Here is a 15,585-nt window from a genome sequence, read left to right as displayed (position 1 = left end):
ACGCCAGCCGAAAGCCGCTGCAGACGCCGCTTCTGTATGGCGGCTGGTCATTCGACGGTGGCTGCAGAAAGAAGAGCAATCGCGGCCAAGGCCGCTCCCACGGCTGCTCGCGCGGCAACCGTAGCGTTGATTTGACGCGGCATTGCCGCCACTTCCCCGACATTGCCGCGGCAGCGGCCCCCTCCCGGAGCGATTCGCCATGCGAATGGACAAACTCACCTCGCGTTTCCAGCAGGCGCTGGCCGACGCGCAATCGCTGGCCGTGGGCCGCGACCACAACCTGATCGAACCTGCGCACCTGCTGCTGGCCCTGATCGACCAGTCCGGCGGCGGCACCCGTCCGTTGCTCGCCCAGGCCGGGGTCAACGTGCCGGTGCTGCGCGAGCGCCTGACCGAGGCCCTGGACCGGTTGCCGAAAGTCTCCGGCCAGGCCGGCTCGATGTCGGTCGGCAACGATCTCTCCCGCCTGCTCAACGTCACCGACAAGCTGGCGCAGCAAAGGGGCGATGCCTACATCGCCAGTGAACTGTTCCTGCTGGCCGCCCTGGACGACGGCGGGGATGCCGGCAAGGCGCTCAAGGCCGCCGGCGGCGACAAGGCGAAACTCGAAGCGGCGATCGAAAAGCTGCGCGGAGGCGAGAAAGTGCAGGATGCGAACGCGGAAGAGGCGCGCCAGGCGCTGGAGAAATACACCATCGATCTCACCGCGCGCGCCGAGTCCGGCAAGCTCGACCCTGTCGTGGGTCGCGACGAGGAAATCCGCCGCACCATCCAGGTGCTGCAGCGGCGCACCAAGAACAACCCGGTGCTGATCGGCGAACCCGGCGTGGGCAAGACCGCGATCGTCGAGGGCCTGGCCCAGCGCATCGTCAACAACGAGGTGCCCGAAGGCCTGCGCGGCAAACGCGTACTGAGCCTGGACATGGGCGCGCTGATCGCCGGTGCCAAGTTCCGCGGCGAGTTCGAGGAGCGGCTGAAGGCCGTGCTCAACGATCTGTCCAAGAACGAGGGCCAGATCGTCCTGTTCATCGACGAGCTGCACACCATGGTCGGCGCCGGCAAGGCCGAAGGCTCGATGGACGCCGGCAATATGCTCAAGCCGGCGCTGGCGCGCGGCGAGCTGCACTGCATCGGCGCCACCACCCTGGACGAGTACCGCAAGTACGTCGAGAAGGACGCTGCGCTCGAGCGCCGTTTCCAGAAAGTGTTCGTTGGCGAACCCAGCGTCGAGGACACGATCGCGATCCTGCGCGGCCTGAAGGAACGCTACGCCGTACACCATGGCGTCGAGATCACCGATCCGGCGATCGTCGCCGCGGCCACGCTCTCGCACCGTTACATCGCCGACCGCCAGCTGCCGGACAAGGCCATCGACCTGATGGACGAGGCCGCCAGCCGCATCCGCATGGAGATCGATTCCAAGCCCGAGGAGATGGACCGCAAGGAACGCCGCCTGATCCAGCTCAAGATCCAGCGCGAGGCGCTGAAGAAGGAAAAGGACGCCGAATCCAAGCAGCGCCTTGCCAATCTGGAAACCGAGATCGACGCGCTGGGGCGTGAATACAACGATCTGGAAGAAGTCTGGAAGGCCGAGAAGGCGACGCTGCAGGGCGCAACCCGGATCAAGGAGCAGATCGAGGCCGCGCGCCTGGAGCTGGAGGCGGCGCAGCGCAAGCAGGACTACGCGCGCATGAGCGAGATCCAGTACGGCACCTTGCCCGAGCTGGAAAAGCAGCTCAGTGTCGCGCAGGAGGCCGAATCGCGCGGCTTCACCCTGCTGCAGGACAAGGTCACCGCCGAGGAAATCGCCGAGGTTGTGGCGCGCTGGACCGGCATCCCGGTGAGCAAGATGCTCGAAGGCGAGCGCGAGAAGCTGTTGAAGATGGAGGACGCCCTGCACACGCGCGTGGTCGGCCAGGAGGAGGCGATCAAGGTCGTCTCCGACTCCATCCGCCGCTCGCGCGCCGGCCTGTCCGACCCGGGCCGTCCGACCGGATCGTTCCTGTTCCTTGGCCCCACCGGCGTGGGCAAGACCGAGCTGTGCAAGGCGCTGGCGGAGTTCCTGTTCGATTCGCCCGATGCGATGGTGCGCATCGACATGAGCGAGTTCATGGAGAAGCATTCGGTGGCACGCCTGATCGGCGCGCCTCCGGGCTACGTCGGCTACGAGGAAGGCGGCTACCTGACCGAGGCGGTTCGCCGCCGTCCGTACAGCGTGATCCTGCTCGACGAGGTCGAGAAGGCGCATTCGGACGTATTCAACATCCTGCTGCAGGTGCTCGACGACGGCCGCCTCACCGACGGCCAGGGTCGCACGGTGGATTTCCGCAATGCGGTCATCGTGATGACCTCCAACCTGGGCTCGCACCAGATCCAGGAAATGTCCGAACGCGGCAGCCACGCCGACAGCGCCGAGGGCTATACCCAGATGAAGGCCGCGGTGATGGCGGTGGTGCAGGCGCATTTCCGCCCGGAATTCATCAACCGCCTCGACGACATCGTCGTGTTCCATCCGCTCGACAAGGCGCAGATCAAGCAGATCGCGCGGATCCAGCTGCGTGGCCTGGACAAGCGCCTGGCCGAACGCGGCATCCGCATCGAGCTGTCGGACCAGGCGCTCGAGCTGCTGGCCGATGTCGGCTTCGATCCGGTCTACGGCGCGCGCCCGCTCAAGCGCGCGATCCAGCAGCAGCTGGAGAACCCGCTGGCGCAGCAGATCCTGTCGGGCGCCTACGCCAGCGGCGATGTGGTGCGCGTGGAAGGTGAGGGCGGGAAATTGGTGTTCCGGCACGATTGATCGGTTTTGCCCTTACCCAACTCGTAACCCGCTTTTGATCTTGATTCCAGCCTCCCGGCAGCGGCGCCATGGGCAAACCCGGAGGGCGCCGGCCATGGATGGCCGGCGTTTTCGGACCGAGCCAGGATGGCGAGTCCGAAAATTTCCGTGACACTCCACGCGCCATGAGCGGGTTTGACTTCACGAGTAGGTGCTTTCTTTGGTTACTTTCTTTGCACCAGCAAAGAAAGTAACTCGCCTTCAGGCGAAAGCTATTTCGCTTTAGCGCGAAAGTTGTTCGCATTGGAGGTGTGAGCGAAAACAAAGTCAGAATCATTCGCCCTAAAGGGCGTAGAGCTTCTCAAAGGGCATAAGGCTTTCGCCTTGCGGCGACCTACTTTCTTTGCTGGTGCAAAGAAAGTAGGCAAAGAAAGCACCTTCTCGTGACGTCCAAAGCGCTCAAGATGCCTGAGGTGCCGTCGCTATTTTCGGACTCGCCATCCATGGCTCGATCCGAAAACGGCGGCCATCCATGGCCGCCGCCCTCCGGGTGTCCGGACCTTTCTTGCGTCTGGGAGTGCGGGTAGGTCAAGGGCACGCAGCTATTCCATCCCGGAAACCGGTCTATACAAGCTCACCAGCAGGCAGTGGGTCGAAACCCCGCTGCCCCAACCTGCTAGACTTCGCGCCGCCTGAGGTGACCCGCGGCCGGCCGGCCAAGGGTTGAAACGGGAATCCGGTGCGCCGGCGCCGTGCTGTCCGCAGCACGCCCACGACCAGCAATTCCGGAGCTGCCCCCGCAACGGTAGGCGAGACAAGGATCGGCAACGGCCACTGTGCATCTGCACGGGAAGGCGCCGATCCGGGAAGCATGGCTTCCGCTCGCGAGCCCGGAGACCGGCCCAAGGCATGTCTTGACATGCGGCGGGCGATGTCATGGGCTGTCTTGCCGCCGTGCGCGTGCAGATTCCCCCAAGCCTCCTTGCCGCCTGTCCTTCCTCACGCTCGACCGCGCGGGCAGGCGCGGTGCAAGGAGTTTCCCAATGAAGTTCCAACGTCGTTCCATCCTGTGCGCATCGGTCGCTGCAGGCATCGCCTCGTGCATCACGTTTGCCGCAGCAGCCGGCGAGGGCCCGCAGGAACTCGATAGCGTCGTGGTCACCGCCACGCGCACTGCGCGCACCCAGGACGAAACCCTGGCCGCGGTTTCGGTGATCGACCGCGCCGACATCGAACGGCTGCAGCCGGCATCGCTGCCGGAGCTGCTGCGCGGTCAGGCCGGGATCACCATGAGCAACAGCGGCGGCGCGGGCAAGCTGACCTCGCTGTTCCTGCGCGGCACCGAATCCGATCACGTGCTGGTGATGGTCGACGGCATCCGGATCGGCTCGGCGACGGCCGGCATCGCTTCGTTCCAGGACATCCCGGTGGAGCAGATCGAGCGCATCGAGATCGTGCGCGGCCCGTTCTCCAGCCTGTACGGATCCGAAGCCCTGGGCGGCGTGGTCCAGATCTTCACCCGGCGGCCCGCGGGCGGGTTCGCGCCGCACGCCAGCCTGGCGGCCGGAAGCTTCGGCACGCTGCGTGCGAGCGCCGGCGTCGGCGGCAAGTCCGGCGCAGGTTGGTATTCGATGACCGCGGCGCACGAGCACACCGATGGCATCGACGTGCTGCGCGACAATCCGGACTCGCCGTTCGACGATGCCGGGCTGGATCCGGACCGCGACGGCTACCGCAACGATTCGCTGACGCTGCAGGGCGGCTACCGCTTCAGTGATGCCTGGGATGCCGACGCGCGCGTGCTGCGCGCGGAAGGGCGCAACGAATACGACGGCAGCTTCGCCAATCTCTCCAAGGTGGTGCAGCAGGCGGCCTCCGCACGCGTGGGCTATGCGCCGACCGACGCGCTCTCGTTCACGGCGAAGATCGGCCAGGCCTACGACCGCAGCGACGACAGCATGGATGGGGTGCACGCAAGCCGCTTCGAAACCCGCCGCAACCAGGGTTCTCTGCAGGCCGACGTGGTCGCGGGCAAGGCGCAGCTGCTGACCTTCGGCTTCGACTGGTTGCGCGATGCGGTCGACAGCGACACGCCTTACGAGGTGGAGCGTCGCGTCAATCGCGGGCTGTTCGGCCAGTGGCAGGGCAGCTTCGGAGTACATTCGCTGCAGGCCGGACTGCGCCGCGACGACGATGACCAGTTCGGCGGCAAGACCACCGGCAGTGCGCTGTGGGGCTGGAACTTCACCCGGGCGCTGCGGCTGACGGCGAGCTACGGCACCGCCTACAAGGCGCCGAGCTTCAACGAGCTGTATTACCCCGGTTTCGGCAATGCCGGACTCGACCCTGAAAACTCGCGCAGCGTAGAGCTCGGCCTGCGCGGGAAGCACCGCCGTGGCGGCTGGGCGCTCAATGCGTTCCAGACCCGGGTGGACGACCTGATCGCCTACGATCCGACCCTGGTGGACGCGGCGCATCCGTTCGGCCAGCCCAACAATATCGAGGCCGCCCGGATCCGCGGGCTCGAGGCGACCGGCGATGTGCAGGTCGCCGGATGGAGCCTGCAGGGCGCGCTGACCTGGCTCGATCCGCGCAACGACAGCCACGACTTCAACCACGGCAACGTGCTGGCGCGCCGCGCACGCCGCAGCGGGCGCATCGACGTGGATCGCGACTTCGGCGCCTTCAGCATCGGCGCCGGCGTGTACGCCGCGAGCGCGCGCTACGACGATCCGGCCAACAGCGTGCGCATGGGTGGCTATTCCCTGGTCGACCTGCGCGCGGCGTATGCGATCGACCGCGACTGGAGCGTGCAGGCCAGCGTGGCCAACGTCGGCGACCGCGATTACGAAACGGCCGCGTTCTACAGGCAGCCTGGCCGCAGCTACACCCTGACGGTTCGCTATCGCCCCGCCGAGTAACCCAAGGGTCGGCGCTGTCGGGATCGGGCAGCGCCGGCTTCGGACATGGTCGCGACGCTGGCATGTCGCGGCTGCGGCCGCAGCGAAGTCAGCGGTCCAGCCGCGCGAACGAGAACAGATCCGCCAGCGGGTGCTTGCGGCGCTCGATCAGCGCGCGCAGCAGGCCCGCACCGAGCATCGAATAGGTGATGCCATTGCCGCCGTAGGCCATGGCGAAGTGCACGCGCGGCCCATGCTTGCGGTGCGGGCCGAAGAACGGCAGGCCGTCTTCGGTTTCGGCGAAGGTGCCGGCCCAGCTGAAGACCGGTTGCATCTCCACGCCGGGAAGCAGCGCCCGCACCTTCTTCATCAATGCGTCTGTCTTCCTGCCCAGCCGCGCGTCGCGTTTGTCAGGAACGTCGATGGCATCGTCCTCGCCGCCGGCGATGATCCGGCCGTCGCGGGTCGTGCGCAGGTACAGGTAGGGCCGTGCGCTTTCCCACAGCATCGTCCGCCGCAGCCGATGCAGGGCGTCGCCCCGGATCGGATCGGTGACGAAGGCGTAGCTGCTGCGGTTGCGTGCCACCCGCTCGCCGAGCAGGCCCTGGCTTTCGTAACCGGCCGCGACCACCAGATGGCGCGCGCGGACCACGCAGCCGTCGGTGGTGTGCAGCGCGACTCCGCGCCTGTCGGCCAGGACACGCGCCACCGTGGTGCGATCGAATACGCGCGTGCCCGCGCGTTCCAGGCGTTGCAGCAGCCGGTAGCAGAAGCGATAGGGATCGACCGTTGCGGCGAGTCCGCTCAGGATCGCGCCCGGCGCGGCGAAGCCGAAACGTTCCGAGACGTCTGCGGCGTCCAGCCACCGCACCGGGAATCCATGACGCCGCCGCAGGGCGTATTCCTCCAGCATCGGCTTGAGGTGCCGCGGCTTGCTGGCGTAGTAGAGGCTGTCGGCCATGGCGAAATCGACCGCTCCCAGCGCCTTCGCCTTGTCGCGCAGCAAACCCACCGCATCCGCACAGGCGCGATAGGCCAGCAGCGCGTCGTCTTCGCCGTAGCGATGGGCAAGATCGAGCATGGGCGTGTCGATCTCGTACTGCAGCAGCGCGGTGCTGGCGGCGGTGCTGCCCCAACCGACATCGCGCTGGTCGATCACGATCACGTCATGGCCGTGACCGGCGAGTTCGTCTGCGATCAAGGCGCCGGTGATGCCGGCGCCGAGCACCGCCACATCGCAGTGCAGGTCTTGATGCAGCGGCGGAAAGGCGTGCAGCAGGCCGTTCCGGATCGCCCACCAGGGGTAGCCGCTTTTCAGGTCCATTGAGCCACGCTAGCCGGCCGTCGCGTGCGGCCCGGTGAACGTCGTCCCCGGTTCGATGCGCGTCGGGCCCGATCACTTCCGATCCATTCCCCCGGGAGGCGCGGGCCCGACGGATCGACGATTGATAGAATCTGCGCATGATTTCCTTTCGCAATTTCGCCCTGCGCCGGGGCGAACGCCTGCTGCTGTCCGATGTCGACCTGGCCCTGCATGCCGGCTACCGGGTGGGCGTGGTCGGGCGCAACGGCACCGGCAAGTCCAGTCTGTTCGCGGCGATGATGGGCGAGGTGGAGGCCGACCGCGGCGACATCGACCTGCCCGGAAAGGCGCGCATCGCCTCGGTGGCGCAGGAAACTCCCTCGCTGCCCGACAGCGCGATCGATTTCGTCCTCTCCGGCGACCAGGCGGTGCATGCCGCGATCCAGATGGAAGCCAACGCCTTCGCCAACGAGGACTGGGAAGCGGTCGCCGAGGCGCACCACCGCCTGGAGGAACTCAACGGCTACGACGCGACCGCGCGCGCCGGAAAGCTGCTGCATGGCCTGGGTTTCCCGGCCGAAACCCATGCCAAGCCGGTTTCGGATTTCTCCGGTGGCTGGCGCGTGCGTCTGAACGTGGCGCGCGCACTGATGACGCCCAGTGACCTGCTGCTGCTGGACGAACCCACCAACCACCTCGATCTGGATGCGGTGGTCTGGCTGGAGGACTGGCTGCGCAAATACCCCGGCACCTTGCTGGTGATCTCGCACGATCGCGAGTTTCTGGACAACGTGGTCACCCATACCCTGCATCTGCACGAGGGCAAGGCCCGGCTGTACGTGGGCGGCTACACCGACTTCGAGCGCCAGCGCGCCGAGCAGCTGCGCCAGCAGCAGATCGCCTTCGAGAAAGAACAGACCGAGCGCGCGCACCTGCAGAGCTTCATCGACCGCTTCAAGGCCAAGGCGAGCAAGGCAAAACAGGCGCAGTCGCGGATGAAGCGCCTGGCCAAGCTGGCCGGCACCGAGGCGGTGCGCGCCGAGCGCTCGATCCGGATCGAGTTCCCCGCGCCGCTGAAACTGCCCAACTCGCTGATCCGGCTGAACCATGCCGACTGCGGATATCGCCAGCCCGATGGCAGCGTCGCGGCGATCCTGCACAACGTCGGCTTCGGCCTGGAAGCGGGCGACCGCATCGGCCTGCTTGGGCCCAACGGCGCGGGCAAGTCGACGCTGGTGAAGACATTGGTGGGCGAGTTGCCGCTGCTGGCCGGCGAGCGCAATGCGCATCCAGACCTGCGGATCGGCTACTTCGCCCAGCACACGGTCGAGTCGCTGATGGCGGGGCAGTCGCCGATCGACCACCTGCGCAAACTGTCGCCGAATTCGTCGACCCAGGCGTTCCGCGATTTCCTCGGCAAGTGGCAGTTTCCCGGCGACCGCGCATTCGAGAGCATCGATGGCTTCTCCGGCGGCGAAAAGGCGCGTCTGGCCCTGTCGCTGATCGCGTGGAAACAGCCCAACGTGCTGCTGCTCGACGAGCCCACCAACCACCTCGACCTGGAAATGCGCGAGGCGCTGGCCGAAGCCCTGAGCGATTTCGACGGTGCGATCGTCATGGTCTCGCACGACCGCCACCTGATCGGCTTGGTCAGCGATACCTTCTGGCGCGTGCACGACGGCGTGGTCGAACCGTTCGACGGCGACCTAGACGAATACGCCGCATGGCTGCGTTCGCGCCCGGCGGCGGGCGAGGCGAAAGCGGTGAAAGCCACGCCGCCTGCGTCGACAGCGGTGCAGCCCGCCCCGTCGGCGGCTAAGAAGGGCGGCAAGGCCAATCCGCAGAAGCTGCAGCAGGCGGAACAGCGCGTCGTCGAACTGGAGACGGCACTCGCCGGGATCGAAGCCGAGCTGTCGGATGCGTCGGCCTATGCAGACGGTGGCACGCGCGCCGGTGAACTGGGCAAGCGGCAGGTCGAACTGCGAGGCCAGCTCGAAATCGCCGAGGCGGCCCTGCTGGCGCTCTACGAGGCCGACGCAGCCTGACCTCCACCTGATTTGCAGGAGCGGCGTAAGCCGCGAGCGCAGCTCCTACGGCAACCCCCGACCGATCACTCGCGCGGCAGCGTCGTGCGGAAACATTCCACCGCGCGGCCTTCGATGCGCACGCCTGCCGGGTCGCCGCCTTCGACGCGCACGACCACGTCCATCCAGCCACCGCGCCCCTGCGCTGTGGTCTGGCGCGCGCGATAGCGGCGCTCGCCATCGTCGCCGTCGAGCAGGCCGTGCCTGACCAGATAGGCGCCGAGCGGGCCATTGGCGTTGCCGGTGACCGGATCTTCGGCGATGCCGATGGCCGGTGCGAACATGCGCCCCCAGGTGAACGCGTCGTCGTCCGCGGGCGTGTCCAGGGTAAAGGCGAAATAGCCCAGGCTGCCGACGCGCGGGCCCAGTGCGACCAGATGCGCGGGGTCCGGCGCCAGGGCCTGCAGCGTCGCGCGCTGGCGCAGGCAGACCAGCAGCTTGCCGTGGCCGGTCGACACGAACTGCGGCGGGCAGCGCGGATCCAGCGCGTCCTCGTCCACGCCCAGGGCCGCGGCCAGTTCCGCCACCAGGGCCGGTTCCAGCGTAGCGTGGAAACTCGGCGCGCCCTGTTCGATCGCGATCCGGACTTCGCCATCGTGGTCGAGCGTTTCGATGCGCTGCACGCCGGCGCCGGTGAGCTGGCGTCGCCAGCCCGTCGCTCCACCTTCCAGGGCGAGCACGTAATGCGCGGCGACGGTGGCATGGCCGCAGACCGGCACCTCGACGGTGGGCGTGAAGAAGCGCACATGCACGTCGTGGCTGTCGTCGCGCGGCGGCAGGAGGAAGGCGGTTTCGGAATTGTTGAGTTCGCGCGCAATCAACTGCATCTGCGCGTCGTCCAGCCCCGCGGCATTGGCGACCACGCCGGCGGGATTGCCCTGGTAACGCTGGGTGGTGAAGGCATCGATCTGGTAAACCCGCAGAACGTCCATGCGCTATTCGCCTTGGGAAAGCTGCCGATTCTAGGCGTTGGCGATCACGGCCGATGCGCACATCGGTCGAATGCAGCGATTCATGCTTGTCGGCGCAATGGGCTGCGGTTAGGGTCGTGCGATGCGCCCGACCTTCGCCGCTTCCGTCCTGTCACTGGTACTCGTTGCGTGCGCATCGGCACCGCCGCCCGATGCTGCAGGCGGCACACCCGCCGATGCGTTCTTCGCGGCGCTGTCGTCCGCCTGCGGCAAGGCCTATGCCGGGCGCGTGGTGGCCAATGTTCCCGCGCCGACGGCGCCGGATCCGTTCGAGGGCAAGCCGCTGGTCATGCACGTGCGCGAGTGCGGCAGCGACGTCCTGCGCATTCCGTTCCACGTCGGCGACGACCGCTCCCGCACATGGGTCGTGAGCCGGACCGGCACGGGCTTGCGGCTGAAGCACGACCATCGCCATCAGGACGGTTCGCCCGACGTGCTGACCCTGTACGGCGGCGATTCGCGCGTACCGGGCAGCGCGTCGCGGCAGGAGTTTCCGGTCGACGCGGAATCGATCGCACTGTTCGAGCACGAAGGCTCGCAGGCCTCCGTCACCAATACCTGGGCGATGGAAATGATCCCGGGCCAGCGTTTCGCCTACGAGCTCAGCCGTCCGGGCGGGCGCCTGTTCCGGGTCGAATTCGACCTGCGCAAGCCCGTGCCCGCGCCGCCTGCGCCCTGGGGGACCCGCTGAGGCGATCGGGGACCGCTTGGGCTTGATCCCTTCGGCGCAGCCCCCAGAATGCGGAACCTGTTGTCCGTCGCCCCGGTTCGACCATGCCGATCTACGCTTTCGCCTGTAACGCCTGTGGCCATCATTTCGACAAACTGCAGAAGCTGTCGGATCCTGATCCGGAGGTTTGCCCGGCTTGCGGCGCGAGCGGCCAGATCAGGCGCCAGCTGACCGCGCCATCGTTCCGGCTCTCCGGCAGCGGCTGGTACGAGACCGATTTCAAGAAGGAAGGCGACAAGAAGCGCAATCTGGCCGGCGAGGGCGGGGAAGGCGCCAAGCCTTCGGCCGAGGCCAAGCCCGCGCCGGCGAAGCCCGACACTGCCCCGGCCACATCCGCTCCGGCCAAGCCCGCGCCGAAATCCACCACCTCCGGGGCCGACTGACCGCCGGCTTTCAGCCGGGGGCCACTTCCACCCGGTTGCGGCCGCGCTGCTTGGCCTCGAGCAGCGCCGTGTCGGCGCGGTGCAGGGTTTCGCCCAGGGCTTCGCCGGGGAGGTGTTCGGCGATGCCGGCGGACATCGACACGGTGAATCCGCCCATTTCGGTCTGGGCCAGGGCCTCGCGCAGGCCATCGGCAAAGCGCGCCGCAGCGGACGCGTCGGCGCGCGGCAGCAGCATCACGAACTCCTCGCCGCCCATGCGCGCCACCAGCGCGTCGGGGGGCCTGCGCGCGAGCATCAGCGCCGCCGTGCGCGACAGCGCGCGATCGCCCGCGGCATGGCCGTGCACATCGTTGATGATCTTGAAGTGGTCCAGGTCCATGAAGCACAGCGAGAACGGTGCGTCGGCGCCAGTCGCTTCGCGATGCGCGGCTTCGCCCAGCTGCAGGAACCGGCGGCGCGACAGCAGCCCGGTCAATGCGTCGTGCTTGGCTTCGTGGTCCAGGTTGACCTGGAACTCGTAGGCGCTGCGCCGCAGCCGGTCGATGGAGCGGAAGATGGCCAGACTGGTGCAGGAGAACAGGGCCGCATAGCCGGCGAACACCCACAGGCTTCTGGCATCCGGGCCTGCACGCAGCAGCGCCGTCACGGCGCATGCGTAGCACAACAGGCTGGACACGATCGCGCGGCTGGGCCAGACCCAGAACGGCGCCGCCGCCACCGGAACCACCATCAGGACCGGCAGGATCCAGTACAGGGTGTCCGGGTCGGGCGTGACGATGAACGCCAGCGCCAGCTCCGCGCTGCACAGCAGTGCGATGGTCCACCAGCCGTGGGCGTGGATCGTGTCGGCGCGCGACTGGACCGCCATGAGCACCACGAGCACGGCGATGCCGATCGGCAAGGCCAGCGCCCGCACTCCCGACAGCACCGGAGTTCCGGTGAGCCCGGCGTCCACCCAGGCGGCCACGAGCAGGGCCAGCGGCGCCATCCCCTGGATCGGGAGCGTGCGCCGGCGCACGCGCTGGAAATAATCCTGCTGGTAAGCAGTCGCGGTTCCGTTCAAGGTCGTCTGGCCGTCCCTGGGGCGACCATTATCGACCGCCGCCGACCCCGACCGCGAATTCCACGGCGGGGCGACGCTCGCGATGCCGATGGCTGTCCCCTCAGCGATTGCCGAAGCGCCCGCGGCAGCCATCGTCTACCCATAGCCCGCGCGCGGCGTCGTAGCCCCAGGTTCGACCCTCGATGCAGGCCGTGCCGGAGAGTTGCTGCAGCAGGCGCGGGCGGCCACGGCTGCGATCCCATGCGCAGGTGGCGTAGCGCCTGTCGTTGCTGGAACACGTCACCTGGTAGTTGTCTGCGATCGGGGGGCGCCCACGTCCGGGCGCGAATTCGCCGCGACAGCCGGCGGTGACATAGACCGATCCTGGTTGCGAGCGCCAGGTGCGACCTTCGATGCAACGGGTGCTGGAGAGCTGGCGAACCAGCCGCGACGGCCCGCTCCAGCGCGTCGGACAGGTGCGGGGGCGGTTATTGGTGCTCTCGCAGCGCACCTGCTGCGGCCCGACGGGCGGAACCGGCGGGCGCGGCCCGCTGCCGGCCAGCGACCGCGCGATGTCCTGCTTGATCCGGCTGAACCCCCAGTTGGAGCGGTTGACCTGATCGATGTAGAAGCGCAGCTGGTCGTCCGGGATCCGCCGGCCATTCGACTGTTCTGCATATTCCAGACTGATCACACGTCTCTGGTCGGCGTAGGAGAGCGTGCGCAGATTCTCCGGCGCGTACGCGCGCGTGCCGGTCTGGGCCGGTGCGGCGAGCGGCATGGTCAGGCACAGCGCAAGCAGAACGAGTGCGAGCAGGCGATTCATGGCGTGATTCCCCGGGTGGCGTGGGCCGCGCGGACTGCCCCTGCCGGCGGCAACCGCGAGTTGGAGCTGCGAGACGTTAAAATGGCGTGGTGATCGGCCGGTGGCCGACCTCCATGCGATCCCGGAGCCCCCATGCGTACCCATTACTGCGGCCTGGTCGATGAGACCCTGGTCGGCCAGACCGTCACCCTTTGCGGCTGGACCGATGTCGCCCGCGACCTCGGCGGCCTGTGCTTCATCGACCTGCGCGACCACGAGGGCATCGTCCAGGTCGTGGCCGAGCCGTCGGACATCGCGGGCAATGCCGAGGTGATCGCGACCGCGGCCAGGCTCGGCTACGAGGACTGTCTGCGCGTCACCGGCACCGTGCGCCGCCGGCAATCGGTCAACAACAAGATCCGTACCGGCCAGGTCGAGGTCGTCGCCGCACGCATCGAGGTGCTCAACAAGGCCGAACCGCTGCCGTTCCACGCCCACGAGAATCCGGGCGAGGACATCCGCCTCAAATACCGCTATCTCGACCTGCGCACCCCGCAGATGCAGAAGATGATGCGCACCCGCATCCAGCTGGTGCAGGCACTGCGGCGCTGGCTGGACGCGCGCGGCTTCCAGGACATCGAGACCCCGATCCTGACCAAGGCCACGCCCGAGGGCGCGCGCGACTTCCTGGTGCCGGCGCGCATGCATCCGGGCGAGTTCTACGCGCTGCCGCAGAGCCCGCAGCTGTTCAAGCAGATCCTGATGATGGCCGGCTTCGACCGCTATTATCAAATCGCGCGCTGCTTCCGCGACGAGGCCCTGCGTGCCGACCGCCAGCTCGAGTTCACCCAGCTGGACATGGAGTTCGCATGGGTCGACGAGAAGATCGTGCAGGACACGGTGGAAGCCATGATCCGCGACGTGTTCCGCGAGGTGATGCAGGTCGAGCTTGGCGACACGTTCCCGCGCCTGACCTATGCCGAAGCGTTGCGCCGCTACGGCTCGGACAAGCCGGACCTGCGCATCGCGCTGGAACTGGTCGACGTCGACGCGCAGGTGCAGGGCAGCGAATTCAAAGTGTTCACCGACTGGGCCGGCGTCGAAGGCGGCCGCGTCTGCGCGCTGCGTATCCCCGGCGGCGCTGCGCTGTCGCGCAAGCAGATCGACGACTACGCCGCGCACGCGGCCAAGTACGGCGCGAAGGGCCTGGCCTACGTCAAGCTGTCGGACACCGGCGAGGTCAGCTCGCCGATCGCAAAGTTCTTTGCCGAAGACGCGTTCAAGGCATTGCTCGCCCATGTCGGCGCCGGCAACGGCGATGTCGTGTTCTTCGGCGCCGGCAAGTACGCGACCGTGAGCGACTTCATGGGCGCGCTGCGGCTCAAGGCCGGGCGCGAATTCAAGCTGGTGGCCGAGGGCTGGGCGCCGCTGTGGGTCACCGACTTCCCGATGTTCGAGTGGGACGAGGAAGCGGGCCGCTACGTGGCCTTGCACCACCCCTTCACCGCGCCGGCGGTCGACGACGAGGCCGATCTGCGCGCCAACGCGAAGACGGCGGTGTCGCGCGGCTACGACATGGTGCTCAATGGCAACGAGATCGGCGGTGGTTCGATCCGCATCCACCGCTCCTCGATGCAGTCGGCGGTGTTCGAGCTGCTCGGCATCGGCGCGGAGGAGGCGGAGCTGAAGTTCGGCTTCCTGCTCGACGCGCTCAAGTACGGCGCGCCGCCGCACGGTGGCATCGCCTTCGGCATCGACCGCATCGCCGCGCTGATGGCCGGCACCGAGTCGATCCGCGACGTGATCGCCTTCCCCAAGACCACCGGCGCACAGTGCCTGATGACCGGCGCGCCATCGCCGATTCCGGACGCGCAGCTGGCGGAAGTGCACGTGCAGGTGCGGGCAAAGGAAGCGAAATGAACCCGTTCGCCCCGAGCGTACGCGCATAGCGTCGAAGTCGAGGGTGCATGCATTGCCTTTCGACTCCGGGCCTTTCGGCCCTGCGCTCAGGCCCAATAAACTCTGGGAACGTGGAATGACGACCGCCATCCGCCGCGCCGTACCCGCCGATGCACCCGCGCTCGCCGAACTCGGTGCGCAGACGTTCATCGAGACCTTCGGCCATCTGTATGCGCTGGAGGATCTGCAGACCTTCCTGGACGAAAGCCACTCCGAGGACGCCTACGCGCGGACGTTGGCCAATCCCGCGTACGCGCTGTGGATCGCCGAGCGCCACGGTGTCGCGATCGGCTATGCACAGGCCGGCCCCTGCGGCCTACCGCATCCGGACGTGCAGCCAGGCGATGGCGAGCTCAAGCGCCTGTACCTGCGCGCATCCGAACAGAATGGCGGCGTCGGCGGGCAGCTGTTCGCCGAAGCGTTGCGCTGGCTGGAACGCGATGGCCCGCGCACGCTGTGGATCAGCGTCTGGTCGGAGAACTTCGGCGCACAGCGCTTCTACGCGCGGCATGGTTTCGAGTTCGTGGCCGAATACGAATTCCCGGTCGGCAATCAACGCGATCGCGAGTTCATGTATCGCCGGCCAGCGTAACGTGTGCGATCCACGCGTGGCCTTCTGATCGATTGCCGGC

11 protein-coding genes and 1 riboswitch are annotated in these 15,585 nt (G+C 67.5%); of the genes, 7 read left to right on the top strand and 4 right to left on the bottom strand.

Annotated features, from left to right (window positions below; all coding sequences use genetic code 11):
- The first annotated feature begins 199 nt into the window (after positions 1-199).
- Together clpB and btuB are read left to right on the top strand one after the other, a co-directional pair.
- Entirely contained in the window at positions 200-2,797 is a 2,598-nt protein-coding gene (gene clpB, locus MC380_RS15130; protein ID WP_242165720.1) for an ATP-dependent chaperone ClpB, read from the top strand.
- 657 nt (positions 2,798-3,454) lie between these two features.
- Positions 3,455-3,697, top strand: a riboswitch (cobalamin riboswitch).
- 122 nt (positions 3,698-3,819) lie between these two features.
- The gene (gene btuB, locus MC380_RS15125) at positions 3,820-5,697 is read left to right on the top strand and encodes a TonB-dependent vitamin B12 receptor (RefSeq protein WP_242165718.1); all 1,878 of its coding nucleotides are present in this window, start codon (positions 3,820-3,822) and stop codon (positions 5,695-5,697) included.
- Positions 5,698-5,785: 88 nt separating this feature from the next.
- On the opposite strand, the gene MC380_RS15120 is transcribed toward btuB, so the two are convergent.
- A complete protein-coding gene (locus MC380_RS15120) occupies positions 5,786-7,000 on the bottom strand; it encodes an FAD-dependent oxidoreductase (protein WP_242165717.1) in 1,215 nt (404 codons plus the stop codon).
- A 137-nt stretch (positions 7,001-7,137) separates the two neighbouring features.
- On the opposite strand from MC380_RS15120, the gene MC380_RS15115 reads away from it, so the two are divergent.
- Positions 7,138-9,024, top strand: coding sequence for an ABC-F family ATP-binding cassette domain-containing protein (locus MC380_RS15115; RefSeq protein WP_242102818.1), 1,887 nt, complete (start codon positions 7,138-7,140; stop codon positions 9,022-9,024).
- Between the two features lie 65 nt (positions 9,025-9,089).
- On the opposite strand, the gene MC380_RS15110 is transcribed toward MC380_RS15115, so the two are convergent.
- The gene (locus tag MC380_RS15110; protein WP_242165715.1) at positions 9,090-9,995 is read right to left on the bottom strand and encodes a PhzF family phenazine biosynthesis isomerase; all 906 of its coding nucleotides are present in this window, start codon (positions 9,993-9,995) and stop codon (positions 9,090-9,092) included.
- A gap of 121 nt (positions 9,996-10,116) precedes the next feature.
- Here MC380_RS15110 and MC380_RS15105 point away from each other — a divergent pair, with 121 nt between their 5' ends.
- Together MC380_RS15105 and MC380_RS15100 are read left to right on the top strand one after the other, a co-directional pair.
- Entirely contained in the window at positions 10,117-10,725 is a 609-nt protein-coding gene (locus MC380_RS15105; protein WP_242165713.1) for a hypothetical protein, read from the top strand.
- Positions 10,726-10,808: 83 nt separating this feature from the next.
- On the top strand, positions 10,809-11,147 hold the full coding sequence (locus MC380_RS15100; protein ID WP_242165710.1) for a zinc ribbon domain-containing protein: 339 nt from the start codon (positions 10,809-10,811) through the stop codon (positions 11,145-11,147).
- A gap of 10 nt (positions 11,148-11,157) precedes the next feature.
- Here MC380_RS15100 and MC380_RS15095 read toward each other — a convergent pair whose 3' ends face one another.
- Positions 11,158-12,210, bottom strand: a complete 1,053-nt coding sequence (locus tag MC380_RS15095; protein ID WP_242165708.1) for a GGDEF domain-containing protein — start codon at positions 12,208-12,210, stop codon at positions 11,158-11,160.
- A 100-nt stretch (positions 12,211-12,310) separates the two neighbouring features.
- Positions 12,311-13,015: a DUF3011 domain-containing protein gene (locus MC380_RS15090; protein ID WP_242102823.1), complete on the bottom strand. Its 705-nt coding sequence runs from the start codon at positions 13,013-13,015 to the stop codon at positions 12,311-12,313.
- A 132-nt stretch (positions 13,016-13,147) separates the two neighbouring features.
- On the opposite strand from MC380_RS15090, the gene aspS reads away from it, so the two are divergent.
- Positions 13,148-14,914, top strand: a complete 1,767-nt coding sequence (gene aspS, locus MC380_RS15085) for an aspartate--tRNA ligase (RefSeq protein WP_242165706.1) — start codon at positions 13,148-13,150, stop codon at positions 14,912-14,914.
- 115 nt (positions 14,915-15,029) lie between these two features.
- Positions 15,030-15,545: a GNAT family N-acetyltransferase gene (locus MC380_RS15080; protein WP_242165704.1), complete on the top strand. Its 516-nt coding sequence runs from the start codon at positions 15,030-15,032 to the stop codon at positions 15,543-15,545.
- Positions 15,546-15,585 lie beyond the last annotated feature (40 nt).

Origin of the sequence: Lysobacter sp. M15 (genome assembly GCF_022662515.1) — a bacterium.
Lineage (GTDB): Bacteria > Pseudomonadota > Gammaproteobacteria > Xanthomonadales > Xanthomonadaceae > JAKPBU01.
The sequence above is the reverse complement of the archived record's forward strand: the minus strand, read 5'-3'. Positions and strand labels throughout refer to the sequence as shown.